The organism is Microbacterium ginsengisoli, from assembly GCF_000956535.1.
GTDB classification, from domain to species: domain Bacteria; phylum Actinomycetota; class Actinomycetes; order Actinomycetales; family Microbacteriaceae; genus Microbacterium; species Microbacterium ginsengisoli.
Genome location: NZ_JYIY01000074.1, coordinates 102,359 through 118,332, shown reverse-complemented (window position 1 = coordinate 118,332; position 15,974 = coordinate 102,359). Strand labels below are relative to the sequence as shown.

Annotated in this window: 19 protein-coding genes and 1 tRNA gene; 15 read left to right on the top strand and 5 right to left on the bottom strand. The window is 67.2% G+C overall.

The annotated features are described in order from the left end of the window. Positions 1–4 precede the first annotated feature (4 nt). Positions 5–271, top strand: a complete 267-nt coding sequence (locus RR49_RS08695) for a DUF6112 family protein (protein ID WP_045247684.1) — start codon at positions 5–7, stop codon at positions 269–271. Positions 272–305: 34 nt separating this feature from the next. Here RR49_RS08695 and RR49_RS08690 read toward each other — a convergent pair whose 3' ends face one another. Next, a complete protein-coding gene (locus RR49_RS08690) occupies positions 306–707 on the bottom strand; it encodes an NUDIX hydrolase (protein WP_045247683.1) in 402 nt (133 codons plus the stop codon). Between the two features lie 160 nt (positions 708–867). Here RR49_RS08690 and RR49_RS08685 point away from each other — a divergent pair, with 160 nt between their 5' ends. The 3 genes from RR49_RS08685 to RR49_RS08675 are packed head-to-tail and all read left to right on the top strand — an operon-like array spanning position 868 to position 4,014. Beyond that, a complete protein-coding gene (locus RR49_RS08685; protein WP_411742250.1) occupies positions 868–1,140 on the top strand; it encodes a DUF6112 family protein in 273 nt (90 codons plus the stop codon). A gap of 33 nt (positions 1,141–1,173) precedes the next feature. Further along, positions 1,174–2,547 carry a hypothetical protein gene (locus tag RR49_RS08680; RefSeq protein WP_045247681.1) on the top strand — a complete coding sequence of 458 codons (1,374 nt, stop codon included), beginning with the start codon at positions 1,174–1,176 and terminating at the stop codon, positions 2,545–2,547. A gap of 3 nt (positions 2,548–2,550) precedes the next feature. Continuing rightward, complete coding sequence (locus tag RR49_RS08675) at positions 2,551–4,014, top strand: SCO6880 family protein (protein ID WP_045247680.1); 1,464 nt, start codon at positions 2,551–2,553, stop codon at positions 4,012–4,014. 3 nt (positions 4,015–4,017) lie between these two features. Here the strand turns inward: RR49_RS08675 and RR49_RS08670 are convergent, their stop codons facing one another. Continuing rightward, positions 4,018–4,875 carry a DUF4062 domain-containing protein gene (locus RR49_RS08670; protein WP_045247679.1) on the bottom strand — a complete coding sequence of 286 codons (858 nt, stop codon included), beginning with the start codon at positions 4,873–4,875 and terminating at the stop codon, positions 4,018–4,020. Between the two features lie 84 nt (positions 4,876–4,959). Between RR49_RS08670 and RR49_RS08665 the strand changes: the two genes are divergently transcribed. Together RR49_RS08665 and RR49_RS08660 are read left to right on the top strand one after the other, a co-directional pair. Continuing rightward, positions 4,960–5,790 carry a hypothetical protein gene (locus tag RR49_RS08665; RefSeq protein WP_045247678.1) on the top strand — a complete coding sequence of 277 codons (831 nt, stop codon included), beginning with the start codon at positions 4,960–4,962 and terminating at the stop codon, positions 5,788–5,790. After that, a complete protein-coding gene (locus tag RR49_RS08660; RefSeq protein ID WP_045247677.1) occupies positions 5,787–7,268 on the top strand; it encodes a putative type IV secretion/conjugal transfer ATPase in 1,482 nt (493 codons plus the stop codon). The genes RR49_RS08665 and RR49_RS08660 overlap by 4 nt, the downstream gene beginning before the upstream one ends. A gap of 52 nt (positions 7,269–7,320) precedes the next feature. On the opposite strand, the gene RR49_RS08655 is transcribed toward RR49_RS08660, so the two are convergent. Beyond that, positions 7,321–7,902 (bottom strand): hypothetical protein, encoded by a 582-nt coding sequence (locus RR49_RS08655; RefSeq protein WP_045247676.1) that lies wholly within the window; start codon positions 7,900–7,902, stop codon positions 7,321–7,323. 41 nt (positions 7,903–7,943) lie between these two features. On the opposite strand from RR49_RS08655, the gene RR49_RS08650 reads away from it, so the two are divergent. The 6 genes from RR49_RS08650 to RR49_RS08625 all read left to right on the top strand — a co-directional run bounded on the left by RR49_RS08650 (position 7,944) and on the right by RR49_RS08625 (position 12,813). Next, a complete protein-coding gene (locus RR49_RS08650) occupies positions 7,944–8,480 on the top strand; it encodes a hypothetical protein (RefSeq protein ID WP_045247675.1) in 537 nt (178 codons plus the stop codon). Positions 8,481–8,500: 20 nt separating this feature from the next. Then, positions 8,501–10,255: a type IV secretory system conjugative DNA transfer family protein gene (locus RR49_RS08645; protein ID WP_084603854.1), complete on the top strand. Its 1,755-nt coding sequence runs from the start codon at positions 8,501–8,503 to the stop codon at positions 10,253–10,255. Positions 10,256–10,336: 81 nt separating this feature from the next. Beyond that, entirely contained in the window at positions 10,337–10,813 is a 477-nt protein-coding gene (locus tag RR49_RS08640; RefSeq protein ID WP_045247673.1) for a single-stranded DNA-binding protein, read from the top strand. A gap of 12 nt (positions 10,814–10,825) precedes the next feature. After that, positions 10,826–11,434: a hypothetical protein gene (locus tag RR49_RS08635; RefSeq protein ID WP_045247672.1), complete on the top strand. Its 609-nt coding sequence runs from the start codon at positions 10,826–10,828 to the stop codon at positions 11,432–11,434. Beyond that, positions 11,412–11,630 (top strand): helix-turn-helix domain-containing protein, encoded by a 219-nt coding sequence (locus RR49_RS08630; protein ID WP_045247671.1) that lies wholly within the window; start codon positions 11,412–11,414, stop codon positions 11,628–11,630. The genes RR49_RS08635 and RR49_RS08630 overlap by 23 nt, the downstream gene beginning before the upstream one ends. Before the next feature lie 31 nt (positions 11,631–11,661). Next, positions 11,662–12,813, top strand: coding sequence for a tyrosine-type recombinase/integrase (locus RR49_RS08625; RefSeq protein ID WP_329863511.1), 1,152 nt, complete (start codon positions 11,662–11,664; stop codon positions 12,811–12,813). A gap of 235 nt (positions 12,814–13,048) precedes the next feature. Here RR49_RS08625 and RR49_RS08620 read toward each other — a convergent pair. Next, positions 13,049–13,122 (bottom strand) — tRNA-Pro (locus tag RR49_RS08620). A 182-nt stretch (positions 13,123–13,304) separates the two neighbouring features. Between RR49_RS08620 and RR49_RS08615 the strand changes: the two genes are divergently transcribed. The 3 genes from RR49_RS08615 (at position 13,305) to RR49_RS08605 (ending at position 15,035) form a co-directional block, all read left to right on the top strand. Next, positions 13,305–13,898, top strand: a complete 594-nt coding sequence (locus RR49_RS08615) for a GNAT family N-acetyltransferase (protein ID WP_045247669.1) — start codon at positions 13,305–13,307, stop codon at positions 13,896–13,898. Positions 13,899–13,968: 70 nt separating this feature from the next. Next, positions 13,969–14,658, top strand: a complete 690-nt coding sequence (locus RR49_RS08610; RefSeq protein ID WP_045247668.1) for a lysoplasmalogenase family protein — start codon at positions 13,969–13,971, stop codon at positions 14,656–14,658. Continuing rightward, positions 14,655–15,035, top strand: a complete 381-nt coding sequence (locus tag RR49_RS08605; RefSeq protein WP_045247667.1) for an RNA-binding S4 domain-containing protein — start codon at positions 14,655–14,657, stop codon at positions 15,033–15,035. Before RR49_RS08610 ends, RR49_RS08605 begins: the two co-directional genes overlap by 4 nt. Position 15,036: 1 nt before the next feature. On the opposite strand, the gene RR49_RS08600 is transcribed toward RR49_RS08605, so the two are convergent. Next, the gene (locus RR49_RS08600) at positions 15,037–15,951 is read right to left on the bottom strand and encodes an NUDIX domain-containing protein (RefSeq protein ID WP_045247666.1); all 915 of its coding nucleotides are present in this window, start codon (positions 15,949–15,951) and stop codon (positions 15,037–15,039) included. Between the last annotated feature and the right edge of the window lie 23 nt (positions 15,952–15,974).

Genomic DNA, 15,974 nt, shown 5'->3' with positions numbered 1-15,974 from the left:
AGTCATGAATGTGTTCCCGGATTTCGATGGTCTCGGTGGTATCGGTGACCTCAAAGAAGTCATCGGCGCCCTGCTCACCTTTGTCCTCGTCATCGCGGTGCTCATGTTGATCGTGTCCGCGATCGTCTGGGCCGTCGCCTCCGCGCACGGCAACCACGCCACCGCATCGAAATCCCGCACCGGCCTCCTCGTCGCCCTCGGCACCGCCGCGCTTGCTGGCGGTGGGGTGGCGTGGATGAACTGGCTCATCGCGGTCGGTGACCAGCTCTGAGGTTCACGTCAGCTCGTGGACGGCTGCGGTAGCGCTATCTGGCGGGCACGATGCCTGCGAGGGCGAGGTAGTCCAGCAGGCTCGTCGTCAGTGGTACCTGAGTGAGCTCGTCCGGGGTGAACCAGCGTGCGTCGTCGGCATCGTCGCCCGGCGTGAGGTTTCCTGCGGTGACGGTGGCTGCAAAGTCATGGATCTCGAACACGCGCCCGTCGCCGGTCGGCACATCTACCGTCCACAGCTCCTGACCGATCTCGACATGTAGGCCGGTCTCTTCCCATGCCTCCCGGCGGGCGGTCTGCGCGGGGGTTTCACCGGGTTCAGCAGACCCTCCGGGCACCGACCAGCATCCCTTCTCGGGCTCCTCGCCCCGTAGCACGAGCAGCACGCGGCCCGCGTCGTCGGTGATGACCGCGCTGGCGGCGAGAACACGCTCCACGCCTCCCACGCTAGTCGCCTTCTCCGCGGTGGTTGTCCTGGCGCACCTGAGGTCAGAACCCTTCCGCTGCCCACGCTTGTGGGCCTTGTTCGTGTCAGGAGACCCCACCGTGTTCGACCTCATCACCACCGCTGTATCCGTGATCCCGGCGCTCGTGCCGATGGACATCGACATCAACCCCAACGACTCCGGCCTGCCCGGTATCGCGCAGCTGCGCACGATCGTGGGCGCGGTCATGACCGTCGGCCTCATCCTCTCCGTTCTCGCCTTGATCATCTCGGCGATCGTGTGGGGCTTCGGTGCGAACAGCAGCAACCCGCACCTGGCGGGCAGGGGAAAGATCGGCGTCCTGGTCTCCTGCGGCGCCGCGGTCATCTGTGGTGCTGCGGTCACGTTGATCAATTTCTTCTGGAACGTCGGCCAGCAGGTCTAACCCCATCCCCCGCTCGATCTGAGGAGGTTTGTGATGGGGGTTTGCGATGTTCCTGTCATCTCCACCGTCTGCGATGTCGCAGGCGACGCCGCCGGAGCCTTGATCTCCGCCCCGTTCGATTGGCTCGCCCAGGCAATGGGTGCGGCCGCGGGCTGGTTGTTCGAGGCCGTCTGGAACGTGTTCGACACCACCACGCTCGTCGACGTCACATCCGACGGGTACGTCAGCGTCTACAACCTGGTGTTCGGGATCGCCGTGTTCATCATGCTGATCTTCTTCTGTCTCCAACTCATCACCGGCCTGATCAAACGAGACCCCGGCGCCCTTTCCAGGGCCGCGCTCGGCCTCGCGAAGAGCGTGCTTGGCAGTTTCGTGGTGATCACGTTGACCGGGCTGGCGTTGGAGATCGTGGATCAGCTCTGCACCGGCATCATCCAAGCCGGCGGGGAGACCACGGAGACGATGGGTGACAAGATCACCCTCCTCGTCGCAGGCCTCACCGGCATCAGCATCGCCGCGCCCGGCGTCGGGGCGATCATCACCATTTTCCTCGCCGGGCTCGCGATCACCTCCGCCGCAATCGTGTGGCTGTCGCTCCTGGTGCGGAAGGCGTTGCTGTTGGTGGCGATCGTGATGGCGCCCCTCGCGTTCTCCGGTTCGTCGTGGGATGCGTCACGGAGTTGGGTGTCGAAGTGGGCCATGTTCGTCATCGCGCTGATCGCGTCGAAGTTGGTGCTGGTGGTGATGTTCCTCGTCGCCGTCACCCAGGTCAGCGCACCCATCGAGGCCGACCTCGCCTCCGTGTCTGACCCGATCGCGGGTGTGGTGCTGATGGCGATGGCCGGATTCGCCCCATACCTGACCTACAAGTTCATCTCGTTCGTGGGATTCGATATGTATCACGCGATCGGCTCCGAACAGGACGCCAAGCAGTCGTTGAACCGGCCGATGCCGGTGCCGTCCAAGCCGCAGGGTGGTGACCCACAGAAGGTCCTCGACGGCACCGGCAGCGGCGGAGGCAAATCGGGCGGTGGGTCGGCTGCGGCCGCACCGAAACCGACCCCCGCCGCATCCAGTGGTGGCGCAGGCGCCGGAGCCGGCGCAGGTGCCGGTGCGGGTGCGGGGGCTGGCGGATCCGGTGCGGCTGCCGGTGGTGCGGCCGTTGCGGCACCGATCGCAGCGGGCCTGATTGCGGCGAAGATCGCCAAGGACTCCTTCGAGGCCGGACCGAAGGCCGCAGGTCACCTCGCCAACGAGGCAGACGCCGCTGCGGACGGTGCGGGCCAGCCCGGAAACGCGGGCGCTCCGGCAGCGCCGTCTACGCCGGTGCCGAAGAACCCGATCCCGCCGTCTGACCTGCCGCCGTCGAATCCGAAGCCACCTGCCCCGAAGCCCGGCAAGGAGTAACCGATGAACAACACGAACACAACCAGCGGCGGCGAGTTGGTGCCGGTGAAGTTCTCCCGCCTCGCACGCCGCGGCATCCTCCTCGGCCTCTCCCTCTCACAGCTCGTCACCCTGGCCATCGGCATCCTCGCCTTCGTCGGAGCCCTCTACGCAGGCGGCGGCATACTCATGGCGTACACCGCACCCATCTGGGCCATGTCGATTGCGTTGACGTGGATACCGGTCGCGGGGCGGCCGATGGTCGAATGGCTCCCCGTCGCCTGCTGGTGGCTCTACCGCACCACCATCGGACAACTGCTCTACCGCCGCCGGGTGGTGGTTCCGCGCCCGGTCGGCACCCTCGCCCTGCCCGGTGACATGGCGCGGCTGCGGGAGTACACCGACCCGGAGACTGAGGCGGGGATGATCCACGACCCCCACGCCTCGACACTGACGGTCGTGGTGGAGGTGACGCATCCCGCGTTCGTGCTCCTCGATCCGGGAGAGCAGGAACGCCGCGTTACCTCCTGGGGCCGTGTGCTCGCCACTGTCTGCCGATCCGGACGGGTCGCGACCCTCCAAGTCCTTGAACGCACCCTTCCAGATTCGGGTACGGGGTTGGCAGAGTGGTGGGCCTCGCATGGCACCCACGACGACTCCTGGGCATCCACCACTTACGCGGAGCTGATCGACCGGGCGGGGCCTGCCGGGGAACGGCACGCGACCACGCTCTCGCTCGCACTGGACATGCGAGCAGCAGCCCGGCAGATCCGCACCGCCGGCGGCGGCATCCGCGGAGCCGCCGCCGTGTTGCGACAGGAGATGGCAACCCTGGTAGCGGCGCTGCGTTCCGCCGACCTCAATCCCGGCGGGTGGCTGACCGCGGGGCAGATCGCTGTCATCCTCCGTAGCGCTTACGACCCGGCGATCGCCGCGACCTTGGAGCGTCAAGGCCAGATCGGACAATCGCTTGCTACGGCGGGGCCGTTGGCGGTGAACGAGTCGTGGTCGCGGATTCGTACCGACTCCGCCCACCACGCCACCCTGTGGATCAGTGAGTGGCCGCGGTCGATGGTGTTCCCCGGATTCCTCTCACCCGTCCTGCTCTCCACCGGGATACAGCGCTCGTTCTCCCTGATCTGCACCCCGATGCGATCGGACCAGGCGGCACGGGATATCAGGAAGAAGAAGGTCGAGCACATCAGTGATGCGGCGCAACGGCAACGGATCGGGCAGATCGAAGACGCCTCCCAGACGGCGGAGTACCAGGACGTGTTGCAGCAGGAGGCAGACCTGACTGCCGGGCACGGCATCCTCCGCTACACCGGCCTCATCACCATCACCGCACCCACCGTGAACGAGCTCGATGCCGCGGTCGCCGCGATCGAACAGGCCGCGATCCAAGCCTCGTGCGAGACCCGGTTGCTGGTCGGGCAGCAGGCGGCGGCGTTCACGGCGGCGGCATTGCCGCTGTGCCGGAAGGTGTAGTCGTCAGCCGACGTGGAACTCGCGTTCCTTCTGTTCGTCGTCCTCGCTCCAGCGGATGCGAATGATGTCGGGATCGCCGCCACCCATGTGATGAAGCACATGCAGGCGGCGAGTCTGGCCGGCATGGATGACGGTGGGTTCATCGCCGCTAGTCAGGATCATGCTGGAGTTTTCTCCGACGACCTCGAATCGCACATCAGTGGCGTCTTGGTCACCCGTGTTGGTGATGTCGATCCAGTGCCGAGTGGAGTAGCGAGGCTTTCCCTTGCTGTCGTATGACGTCAGTTCTCGTTCTTGCTGAGGCTGAGCCGCGAACCGCACACCAGATTTAGTTGCAGGGAGTTGCGGGGCTGACAGTTCTAACGAAGCGATGTCGTACTCGATGGCCTTCCAGACCTCGTGGCCGAGCTGGCCAGTGTTGGCGAACTCGCCAAGCAAACCTCGCTCGCTGATTGCAGCACGAAATTCCCGGAGACCGTCGAGCTGCTGGGTGTCCACGTCGTGAGGAAGCGGTGCAGTTGAGAAATAGAGGTGAACAGGCTTTCCGCTATCCACGGCGCGTTCGATCTCTTCAACGGTGCCGGATACCGCGTCGGGCGTTGGGGAGCCAAGCCGGCTGCCAAACAGAGCGAAGACGATGTCGCATTGGTCAACGCCTTGCGAGTTGATCAGTGACTGCGGATGACCTCCGAGGACAGGAACGGACGAGGTCTCCCATCTCCACGGCAGTAGCGCTACCTGCTTGGTTGCAGCGTTGGCGTTGTTCCAGTCATTGATCGCGGCTTCTACTGCATCGCGAGCATCGGGAATGTCTGACGGGGAAGCGATCATCACCCGAAGCACGGAAGCGGAAAAACTCATGCTTCAAGGGTATCCGGAGCGTCTGACACGCATGGAATAGCTGACGCACCTGGCTGGCGACATCCATCGTCAGGGAGGACTCTCATGCCCACTTTCACCGATCCGAGAACCGATGCTGCCGAAGCATCCGAAGCGCTGCGGGGTCTTGCGCACGCGACAATCCGTATTGACCAGCCGGCGCAGATGTATCCGGTGCTCGGGGATCTCCTCGCAGGTGTCCGGTCGCTGCGGCAGGTACTCGACCAGCTCGCCGCCGCTCATGTCACCGGCCAACCCCGCGCGTTCGACGACCAAGGTGACGCCGCGATTGGTGCGAAGGATGCGCTGGCTGCGGCGGATGAGCTGCATCAGGCCGCGACCCTGATCGATGCCGCACATGACCGGCTCGATGCGGCCATGAACGCAGCGGGCCGGATCGCCTGGCGCCCCGACCCCGAAACCGCGCGGCGGTGGGTCAGCGTTGTGTTCTTCGATGGTGAGGAAGCTGACCGGGTACTCGATCTCATTCAGCGTGACGGCACGACCGCCGGGATCGAGCACCTGAGTCAGTGGGATTACGGGGAAGAGACCACCGATGCTGCCCTTACCAACGGGTACGTCTACGACACCCCACCGGTCGGGAACCTCGACCGCACCACCACCGAGGGCAACTACACGTTGACCTACAATCCATTCCTCAGCCACGTCTCCCTACTCCGCGCTTACGATGCTCCGGCCGATTTCGCTCTCGCCGAGCCCGCGCCCGCACCGGCGGTTGCTGCGGTCGGCCTGGGTGAAGGAGCCGGCAGAGCCGCCCCCAGCACGGATACCGTCGCCTCCGCCACTACCCGGAAGACACCCGCGGTTGCGGGTAAGGACTGGTTCGCGGCTACGCCTCGCCCGGCGCAGCATGCGGGGCGGGGGCTCGGACGATGAACTCTGAGCCCGAGCGCCTGCACACCTCCGTCCTCGTCGCACCCGCATCCGAACGCCGCAAGCTCCGCAAACAGCGCAGGCAGGCCGCCGCGCGGATCACCGCCGAACAACGCAAGACGGAGAAGGCGGTCGCGGTCGCGAAAGCAGAAGCCGAGCGCGCGGAACGTCGCGCGACCACCTACCTGCCCGCTGCCGGAGAACCAGGGGCCGCAACCTTGCGGACGCCGGGCAGGTTCAAGTTGCCCCGCCACCAAGACACGTCCGCGACCCTCGCCGGGGCGTATCCGTTTGTCGCCGAAGGCGGGCTCGGCTCTGACGGTGTCTTCGTCGGCCAGGACCTCTACTCCGGCGGGAGCTTCGTTTACGACCCCTGGGTGCTCTACGCACGCGGGGTCATCACCGCCCCGAACGTCGTCCTCGCCGGCATAGTCGGTAGCGGGAAATCGAGCCTGGCGAAGTCGCTCTACACGCGATCGCTTCCGTTCGGGCGGCGAGTCTACGTTCCCGGTGATCCGAAGGGCGAGCACACGGCCGTCGCTGAGGCGGTCGGTGGGCGGGCGATTGTCCTTGGCCACGGCCTCAACACCCGCCTCAATCCCCTCGATGAAGGGCACCGACCATCAGGGCTGTCGGATGAGCAATGGGCCGCGACCGTCGCATCGCGCCGCCGGGATCTCATCGGCGCTCTCGCGGAGACGGTGCTCGCGCGTGGGCTGACGCCGTTGGAGCACACTGCGATCGATCTGGCGTTGACGGCTGCGGTGCGGGAGAACGATGTGCCGATCCTGCCGATGGTCGTCGACCACGTCCTGAACCCCACCGACGACACCGACAGACGCCTCGCCGAAGACGGCCGACTGGTCGGGCACGCACTGCGGCGCCTCGTGGCCGGCGACCTCGCCGGACTCTTCGACGGACCATCCACCGTCAGGTTTGATCCGTCACTGCCGATGATCTCCCTTGACCTCTCCCGCGTCACCGAAAACAGCACCCTGATCTCGGTGCTGATGACGTGCTCCAGCGCGTGGATGGAATCCGCCTTGCTCGACCCGAACGGTGGGCAGCGGTGGGTGATCTACGACGAAGCATGGCGCCTCATGAGCCACCCCGCACTCTTGAAGCGGATGGATGCGCATTGGCGTCTCGCGAGGCATTACGGGATCGCGAACATGCTGATCTTTCACAAGTTGACCGACCTGGACAACGTCGGCGACCAAGGCTCCGCCATGCGATCCCTCGCCAACTCCCTGCTCGCGAACGCGGAAACCCGGATCGTCTACCGGCAAGAATCCGACCAGCTCGGAGCCACCGCATCCGCACTCGGGCTCACTGGCACCGAGCAGAAACTCCTACCCGGATTAGGTGTCGGGCAGGGGCTGTGGCGGATCAAAGACCGGTCTTTCGTCACTCAACACCAACTGCACCCTGCTGAATATTCGCTCTTCGACACAAGCTTGCGGCTCAAGCAGAACGTCTAGAAGTTCGCGTGAATATTGACGGTTCTCGCGGGAACTTCCCGGTCCATGACGCCTACGGTTCGACGCCGGTTTCGGTGTTGGTGTTCATCTCGGCGATGAGCGAGGCGACCTGAGGGGCCGCGTAGCCGGGTGCCAAGCCCGCGGTGACGTGCCTGCGGATGCGTGAGCGCGCCAAGCGAGCCTCGCTCAGATCCGTCACGTCACGGATCGCGGTGGCGAAAGCTGCGAACGATCTCAGATCCCCGGCCAGCTCCTCCACCCTGGACTCCGGATCGGCGCTCCGCCGGAACCGGTAGGCGCCATCACGGGTGAAGGTTGATCCCCAAGCCCGCAGCGGAGCCATCAGCGTCGCCGCGTCCGGGTGCCGTTGCCCGTCCTCATGCAGCCGCTGCTCCACCTGATCGAGATAGATCGCCCCGTAAGCCTGAACATCCACGCCATCACGGACGTTCCTCGGCGTCATCTCCGACAACAGAACCGCCGCCCGCACGGTCGGTGATGTCGGCTTCACCCATTCCCACCTGCGCTCACCAGAAGACGCCTGCTGGCTGAATCCCTCGTCCTCGGCAGTAGCGGCGATACGCGGCATGGACTCCTCGGCGAAGCGCCGCCGGTCATCCGCCCGTGAACCCATGTCACCAGTTTCCCATCGGCGTCGCGGCGCACCTAGCGCGCATGAGAGCCCGCCCCGCAGCAAAGACGATCGCCGAAGACATACAGGCTGTCCTCCCGCACGTCCGCGTCGCAGTCACCGAAACCGGTGTGCTCGACGTGACCGTCGACGGCGCCGAGTACCCGCCACCAGCCAGGGGTGAGTGGACGCGCGGCACCTTCGCCGACCTGCTCGATGCGGTCACCGAGAACCGCAGCATCGGGGTTCGGATCGAAGTCCGAGAAGTCGACGGATCGGTATTCACCGACCTCATCCAACCCCGCACCCGCACCCGTCCTGCCGAGCCCGAACCAGCCCAAGAACCCGCACGGCCTGCCCGAAAGAAGAAGGGGCCGGCGCTGGTCGAGGTCACCGCTGACGGGTTCCTTGCCGGTGAGGACGTGGCCGTGGCGATCATCGTCTCCCACACCGACGCCACCAACGGGCGAGCCCGTGCGTTGCTGGATCTCAACCAGCTCCCACCCGCACACGGTGGGCGGCGCGATGTGCTGCTGCTGGGTCGGATCTCGGGCACCACCCATATCGAGGCGTTGTCGTGAACGAGCGGCAGTCCGGCTCGATGGGTGACGAACTCACCAACGCCGCCCTCATCGCCCTCATCAGTGTCTTCGCCCTCGGCCTCGTCCTCCGCGGTGCCGGGTCGGTCGCCGCGTTCCTCACCGGCACGGCTCAACCCACCTCGGGGCCGGCCGGTGGGCTGGGTGTGCTGTTCAGCCCCGGCGACCCCGGTACAGCGCTCGGAGCCGAGGGGCTGAACCCGGTCGTCTATTGGATCGTCACAACCTTGCTCCTCGCGTTGGTGACGGTCGGGTTGGGGTGGTGCTGGATGAAATGGCGCCGCCACAGCCACAAGGTCGAGACCGACCCGCGCCACCTGGCCGGGGTCGCCACCACGCACGAAGTCACCCAGGCAGCCTCACCGAAGGCGCTGCTGCGGCGGGCAGCCTCGTTGCGCCCGTCACTGGATGCCCCGTCACCGGAGGATGTGGGTTATCTACTCGGAACCTCACGCGGCAAACAGGTGTGGGCGTCAGTTGAAGACTCCATCCTGCTCATTGGGCCGCCCCGCTCCGGCAAAGGCCTGCACGTCGTGATCAACGCCGTCTTGGACGCGCCCGGCGCGGTGGTCACCACGAGCACGCGGCCGGACAACCTCACTGCGACGTTGCGTGCCCGCCGACGTGACGGTCGTCCGGTTGCGGTGTTCGATCCGCAGCATCTCGCCGAAGGACTCCCTGCGGGGTTGCGGTGGTCGCCGGTTCGGGGGTGTGAAGACCCGCTGACGGCGATGATCCGCGCGACCGGTCTCGCCTCCGCCACCGGGCTCTCCGCTGGTGGGGTCGAATCCGGTGGGTTCTGGGAAGGCAAAACCAGAACAGCACTCCAAGCTCTGCTCCACGCGGCAGCGTTGGATCATCGGCAGCCTGCCGAGCTGTTCCGTTGGACGCTTGATCCGTCGGCGGCTGCGGATGCGGCCGCGATCCTGACGAATCATCCGAATGCGGCTGCGGGGTGGGCGGATTCGTTGGGGGCGATGATCGACTCCGACCCTCGTACCCGTGACTCCATCTGGCAGGGCGTCGCCCTCGCGCTGGGGGCGCTTGCCGATCCGAGGGTGCTTGATGCCGTCTCACCCGCCGAGGGTGAGTCGTTCGATCCGGAGGCGTTCATCCGGAACCGTGGAACGCTCTACCTCCTTGCCACCGGCGCGGGCGCAGGGGCGTCGGCTGCGTTGGTGGCGGCGTTCGTGGAAGACCTCGTCGAAACCGCCCGTCGCATCGCCGCGCGCTCACCCGGCGCACGCCTCGACCCACCCCTGCTGCTCGCACTGGACGAGATCGGCAACCTGGCCCCCTTGCCGTCTCTGCCGACGCTCATGGCGGAGGGAGGCGGTACGGGGATCACGACGATGCCGGTGTTGCAGTCGCTTGCGCAGGCGCGGGATAAGTGGTCGGAGAATCAGGCTGGGGCGATCTGGGATGCCTCGATCGTGAAGATCATTCTCGGCGGGGCGTCGAACTCGAAAGACCTCCAAGACCTCTCCACCCTGATCGGCGAACGCGACGAGTACACCGATTCGGTGACTCTCGGCGACCACGGCACCAGGTCAAACCAGCGCTCGGTGCGGCGGGTGCCGATCCTGCCACCCGACCGGATCAGAACCCTGCCGTTCGGCACCGGCGTCACTCTACTGCGCGCCGCACCACCGATCGTCACCGACCTGCGCGCCTGGCCAAACCGTAGCGATGCCGGGCAGTTGAAGACCGACCGCACCGAACTCGAAGCCCTCTTGCAACGCCCCGCCGACTCGTGAGGGTTGCTGTGTCGTTGTAGTGCACCTGACTTTCACGGATGACCCCGCAGCGGGGTCTGGTGATCGTGAAGGAGCAGTGCAATGGATATTCATACCCAGCAGTCGATTTCGGGGTTCATCGCCTCGACCCCGCAGCTCGGTTTCAACGACAAGGGGCAGGCGAGGTTCTATGCCCGGTTCGGGCAGGAACACTTCGACCGGAACCTCGATGGCAGCTTCACGCAGTTGGAGTCCACGTTCCACGACCTGGTGATGTTCCGGGCCACCGCGGCGCGGGCGCACGAGCGGTTCAGGAAGGGCGACAACTTCATCGCCGAGGGGTACGTGCGTGAGTACGAGGCCACTCGTGACGGTGAGCAGGTACAGACCGAGCAGTTCGTCGCGAAGAAGATCGGCCACGATCTCGCCCGCACCCGCTACGACGTCGACCGCACGCCTCGCAACACGCCTTCCCTCGACCAGGACGGCCCTGCACGGGAGGCACCGACAAGGCCGGCCCCAGAGTTCCAGGCACCGGACCGGCCCAGCACGCAGGCACCTCCCGTACCTGGACTGTGAGGAGGGAAAGCCATGAGCACCATCGTTGCTGAGGACGCCCCGGAGTTCGACGAACCCGAGCCCGAACCCGCACTCCACGACGCGGAGGAGACGGGGAAGCGGCCGGCGTTGTCTGATCCGGACTCACTGCCGGGGCCACCGCATCCGGTGAACTGGAACCTACTCACCGCAGATGAGGCCGGGGCCGAGTGGCTCGAACTCGACCGGTGGGTGAACTGGCTCCGACGCACATACGGCCTGCCCGCGAGTGTGGTGCCGCCGTTCTGGTACCGACACCCCGAGCTGTTGTGGGAACTGTCCGCGCTGCACCTGCACTGGCTGTGCGCCTACGACCCCGATCAGAACGGATCCGCACCCAACGGGTGGCATCGCGACTTCGCCGACACCCGGCAGCGACTCCGCGACTGGGTCGCCGCGAGCAGCACCCGACTGGATCGCGACCGCCCCACCCGGCAGACCACCTGGCCCGGCGAAGCCCCTGCACCGACGGTAGATGACATCGTGATCGCCGATCGGGCCGAAGACTTCGATGCCTTCGTTGAAGCCGATCTTGCCCAACGGCAGGCGGCCGAAGACGCCTTCTACGCGAGTCTCGACGATGAACGCCCCGACCGTCGTTGACCACGGTGCGGGTCCGGTCGAGACGTTGTGGTGTGCGCGGGATGTCGCGGAGTTCTTGAACGTCTCCCAAGCCACCCTCTCGCGCTGGCGACGGGAAAAGATCGGGCCGCCGTTCCTGCGCGTCGGCGGCGTCTCTCGCTACACCCCAGCCACAGTGCGCGCCTGGGTCACCGAGCAGGAGAACGATCATGGCTGACCCTCGCAACAGGCGGATGCCGCCAGTCGGGGTGAAGCTCACCACCGATGTCGAACGCCGCACCGACGGATTCCGTGCCCGCGTGCGATGGACCGACCCTTCCACGCATAAGCGCGTCGGCCGCGTCGCCCACGTCCGCAGCCACGAGGAGGTCGAGGAGTTCTACGATCAGATGCGGGCAGCGACCGAAACCGGTGCGGACACCACCATCACCCTCACCGACTACGCCACTTCCATCGGGGATCGGTGGCAGCGAGGCCTGGACCCGACCTCCACCGCCGAGCTCTACGACACCGGACTGCGACTGCGGGTGTTGCCAGCGCTCGGGCACGTTCGGGTTGCGAAGATCACCGCGGGGATGATCGACCGCACCATCGACACGTGGGAGGCCGAGCACTCGGCCTCGACGATCAAGAACTCCATCGCCCCACTCGTCCGGGTGCTTGATGAAGCGGTGCGCGACGACATCATCTCCATCAACCCCGCCAAGCACCGCGCACGCCGTAACCTCGGCAAACACGTCACCCAGACCACCGGCGCGCTACGACAGTACGCGCTTCCGGATTTGGCGACGCTGCGGAAGCTCGCGACTGAGTGCGGGGAGGTGCATCAGTCGTATTCCGATCACGTCATGCTCGCCGCGCTCCTGGCCGCCAGGGGTTCAGAGGTCGCAGGGCTGCGGGTCGGGGATGTGGACTGGGAGAACCACATCGTGTGGATCAGACGCCAGCACTATCCCGGCAAAGGCGGCCTCGTCATCAAACAGACCAAAGGCCGGCGCGATCGCCCGGTGCCGATGCTCGACGCACTCGAACCCGTCCTCGAACGCCTCACCACCGACAAGAAAGACGACGACCCGCTCTTACGCGGGCCACGCGGAGGCGTCCTCACCACCGCCACCGTCAGAGACGCCACCCGCTGGGATGACCTCGTCGCGGGCCTCAACCTCACCGGCCTCACCCGGCATGGGCTCCGGCACACCGGAGCGACCTGGATGGCCGACGCCGGCATCGCCCTGCATGTCCTCCAAGAGATCCTCGGGCATCAGTCGATCGAGACGACCAAGGGGTATCTGCACCCCGACCACCGCCACCTCGCCGAAGCTGCCAGGCAGGCCAACCAGTTCCTCTCCAAGACCCCCACGAGGAAGGATGCGAGCCGCCGCGACGGACCCCGTCTGTGACCACGAATGGAACCACGCTCCGACCCTCCCAGAAGGGGGCCGGAGCACCGTCGCGCCCGCGATTTGGTGCACCTCTCGGGCACCTTTTGGTGCACTCCACAGCCGAAGTCACTGAATGGAAGTGGACCAATGCGCGAACGAGCAGCACAGGCAAATGAGGGAAGTGGACCAGCCAGTGACCACCCTCAGAAACGACGAAGCCCTGGTGAAAATTGCTTCTCACCAGGGCTTTTTGTCGGGATGACAGGATTTGAACCTGCGACCCCTTGACCCCCAGTCAAGTGCGCTACCAAGCTGCGCCACATCCCGTTGTTTAGCTTTCGGACAGTCCCGCCGCTCTAACTCACCTGACCCCCAGTCAAGTGCGCTACCAAGCTGCGCCACATCCCGGTCCGCTGCCCGCGAGCGGGCAACTCCCCTATCTTAGCCGCACCGATGCCGTGCCGCGAACCGCTCGGGCGGATGTCTCCGGCACCCGATAGCGTCGCAGCATGCCGTCGATCGAGATCCTCCCCGCCGACGCGTCGCGGTTCGATGACGCCCAGCACGCGCTCTCGGGCGGCGGCGACGGGCGCTCGTGTCAGTGCGGCTGGTGGACGATGCCGAACACCGATTGGCAGCGCACCTCGCCCGACGAGCGTCGCGAGCGCCTGCGCGACGAGCTACCAGAACCGGATGCCGCGTCCCCCGCGCCCGCTCTCATCGCCTATGTCGACGGCGAGGCGGCCGGGTGGGTGCGGGTCGGCCCGCGCACACGTCAAGTGCGCATCGGCCGCACGAAGAACCTGCAGCCGGTGGCCGATCCGGCGTGGGATGACCCGACCGTGTGGGCGGTGAGCTGTTTCGTGGTGCGCCGCGAGCACCGCGGGCTCGGCCTGAACGCGCGGCTTCTCGACGCGGCGATCGCGCACGCCCGCGACCACGGAGCCCGCCTGCTCGAGGGCTACCCTACCGACACGACCGTGGTCGAAAAGCGCGCGAACGAGCTCTTCAAGGGCGTGCTGTCGACGTTCCTCGCGGCCGGATTCACCGAGACCGGCCGCGCCACTCCCTCGGTGGTCGTCGTCGCCCGCGACCTCGCCTGACCGGTCCGCGACGACGTCAGCCCCCGCGCCAGCACGACCACCGGACCCCGCCGGCCGCTACCGTGAGAGCATGACCGACGCCGCTCAGCCCACCGTGATCCTCACGCGGTCGTGGTGGTGGGGTTTCGCGCTCTACGGCGTCGTCTCGCTCGTGCACATCAGCGCGCTCGCGATCGACGCCGACGCGCTCGCGACGCCGACGAAGCTCCTGCTCATGCCGCTCCTCGCGCTCGCGGTGCTGTGGGCTGCACGCAGCGGGGCACGCGGCATCCGATTCTCTCTGCTGTTCACCGCGCTCGCCCTCTCACTGCTCGGCGACGGCGCGGCCACGTTCTTCCCGTTCGCGCCCGAGCTGCCCGTCATGCTCGCCTGCTTCGGACTCGCCCACCTGCTCTACATCTGGCTGTTCTGGCGGCACCTCGCGGTGCGCCGCGTGCCCGCCTGGGCCGCGGTCTACGCCGTCTGGTACGTCGTGCTGCTCGCGATCCTCCTCCCCCATCTCGGCGCCCTCACCGCCGCCGTCGCGATCTACGGCGTCGTGCTCGGCGGCACCGCCGTCAGCGCGACCCGCGCGCATCCGCTCGTCGCTGTCGGCGCCGCGTTCTTCCTCTCGAGCGACACGATCCTCGCGCTGCGCCTCTTCCTGCCCGACGCGATGCCGCCCGTCACGAGCCCGCTCGTCATGGTCACCTACTGCCTCGGGCAGGGGCTCATCGCCGCCGGCGTGATCTTCTCGTCCACGACGAGGGCCGAACGATGACGGATGCCGCGGCCCCATCGGTGCGCATCGACTCCTGGCTGTGGGCGGTGCGGGTCTACAAGACCCGCTCGGCCGCGACGACGGCATGCCGTGCCGGGCATGTACGGGTGCGCGGCGATCATGCGAAGGCGTCGGTCGTCGTGCGCGCGGGCGATGAGGTGCGCGTGCGGGTCGCCGGCTTCGACCGTGTGCTCATCGTGCGTCGCACGATCTCGAAGCGCGTGGGTGCACCCGAGGCCGCCACCGCCTACGACGATCGCACCCCGCCGCCGCCGTCCCGCGAGTTCGCAGGAACGTTCGGCTTCCGAGACCGCGGCGCCGGACGCCCCACGAAGCGCGAGCGCCGCGACATCGACAAGCTGCGCGGGCGCGACTGACTCAGCGCGCGTCGAGCAGGTCGCGCAGCCAGCCGGCGCCGTGCACGCTCGCACCGGCCGACACGCTGCGCGCCGACAGTTCCCGGTCGCTCGTGACGACCGTCACCGCGTGACCGCCCTCAGCATGCGCGGCGGCCTGGGCGACGATCTCGTCATCGTCCGCAGCCGGAGCGACGACGATGCGCACCCCGTCCGGAACGTCGACGGATGCCGCAGCCCCCGCCTGCCCCTCCAGCACCACGACGATCTCGGGGTACCAGCGCGACTCGGGCAGCCGCAGCACATCCCCCGCGATCCCGCGCGCCGCGAGCGCACCGAGCCCGTCGATCAGACGGGCGGCGGCACCGGCGCGGTCGCGCCACCAGCCGTCGGGCACACTGCCGACGACATTCGCCGCGTCGACCACGATCACCGGACGCACGGTCAGCAGCTCACGCAGGCGCACCCACGACGAGGCGAACCCCGGGTGCAGCGGGAGGTCGGTGACATCCGCCACCGGCACCCAGGCCAGCTCGACGCTCTCGGGGTCGCTGATCACCGGGTCGAAAGGGTTGGTGACGTCGGCGACGACGGTCGTGTACGTCCAGATGTCGAGGTCGAGCACGCTCACGAGCCGGGGGCGCACCGCGCCCGCGGGGACACCGGCCTCCTCGGCCGCCTCGCGCATCGCGCCGTCGACGGCGGACTCGCCCTGATGGCGCGCACCGCCCGGCAGCGCCCACGTGCCGCCGAAGTGGCTCCACGACACGCGATGCTGCAGCAGCACCCCGCGTCCGGGGTCGAGCGCGAGGAGCCCCGCGGCGCCGAACGCGCCCCAGTACCGCTCCCCCGTCGGCGCGACGACCCAGGCGTCGCCCGGATCGCGCGGCCCGAGCGGCCGCCGCGGCTCACCGGCGGCGGGCTGTTCGAGGGTCATCCCCTCAGCCTCGCACACCCGCG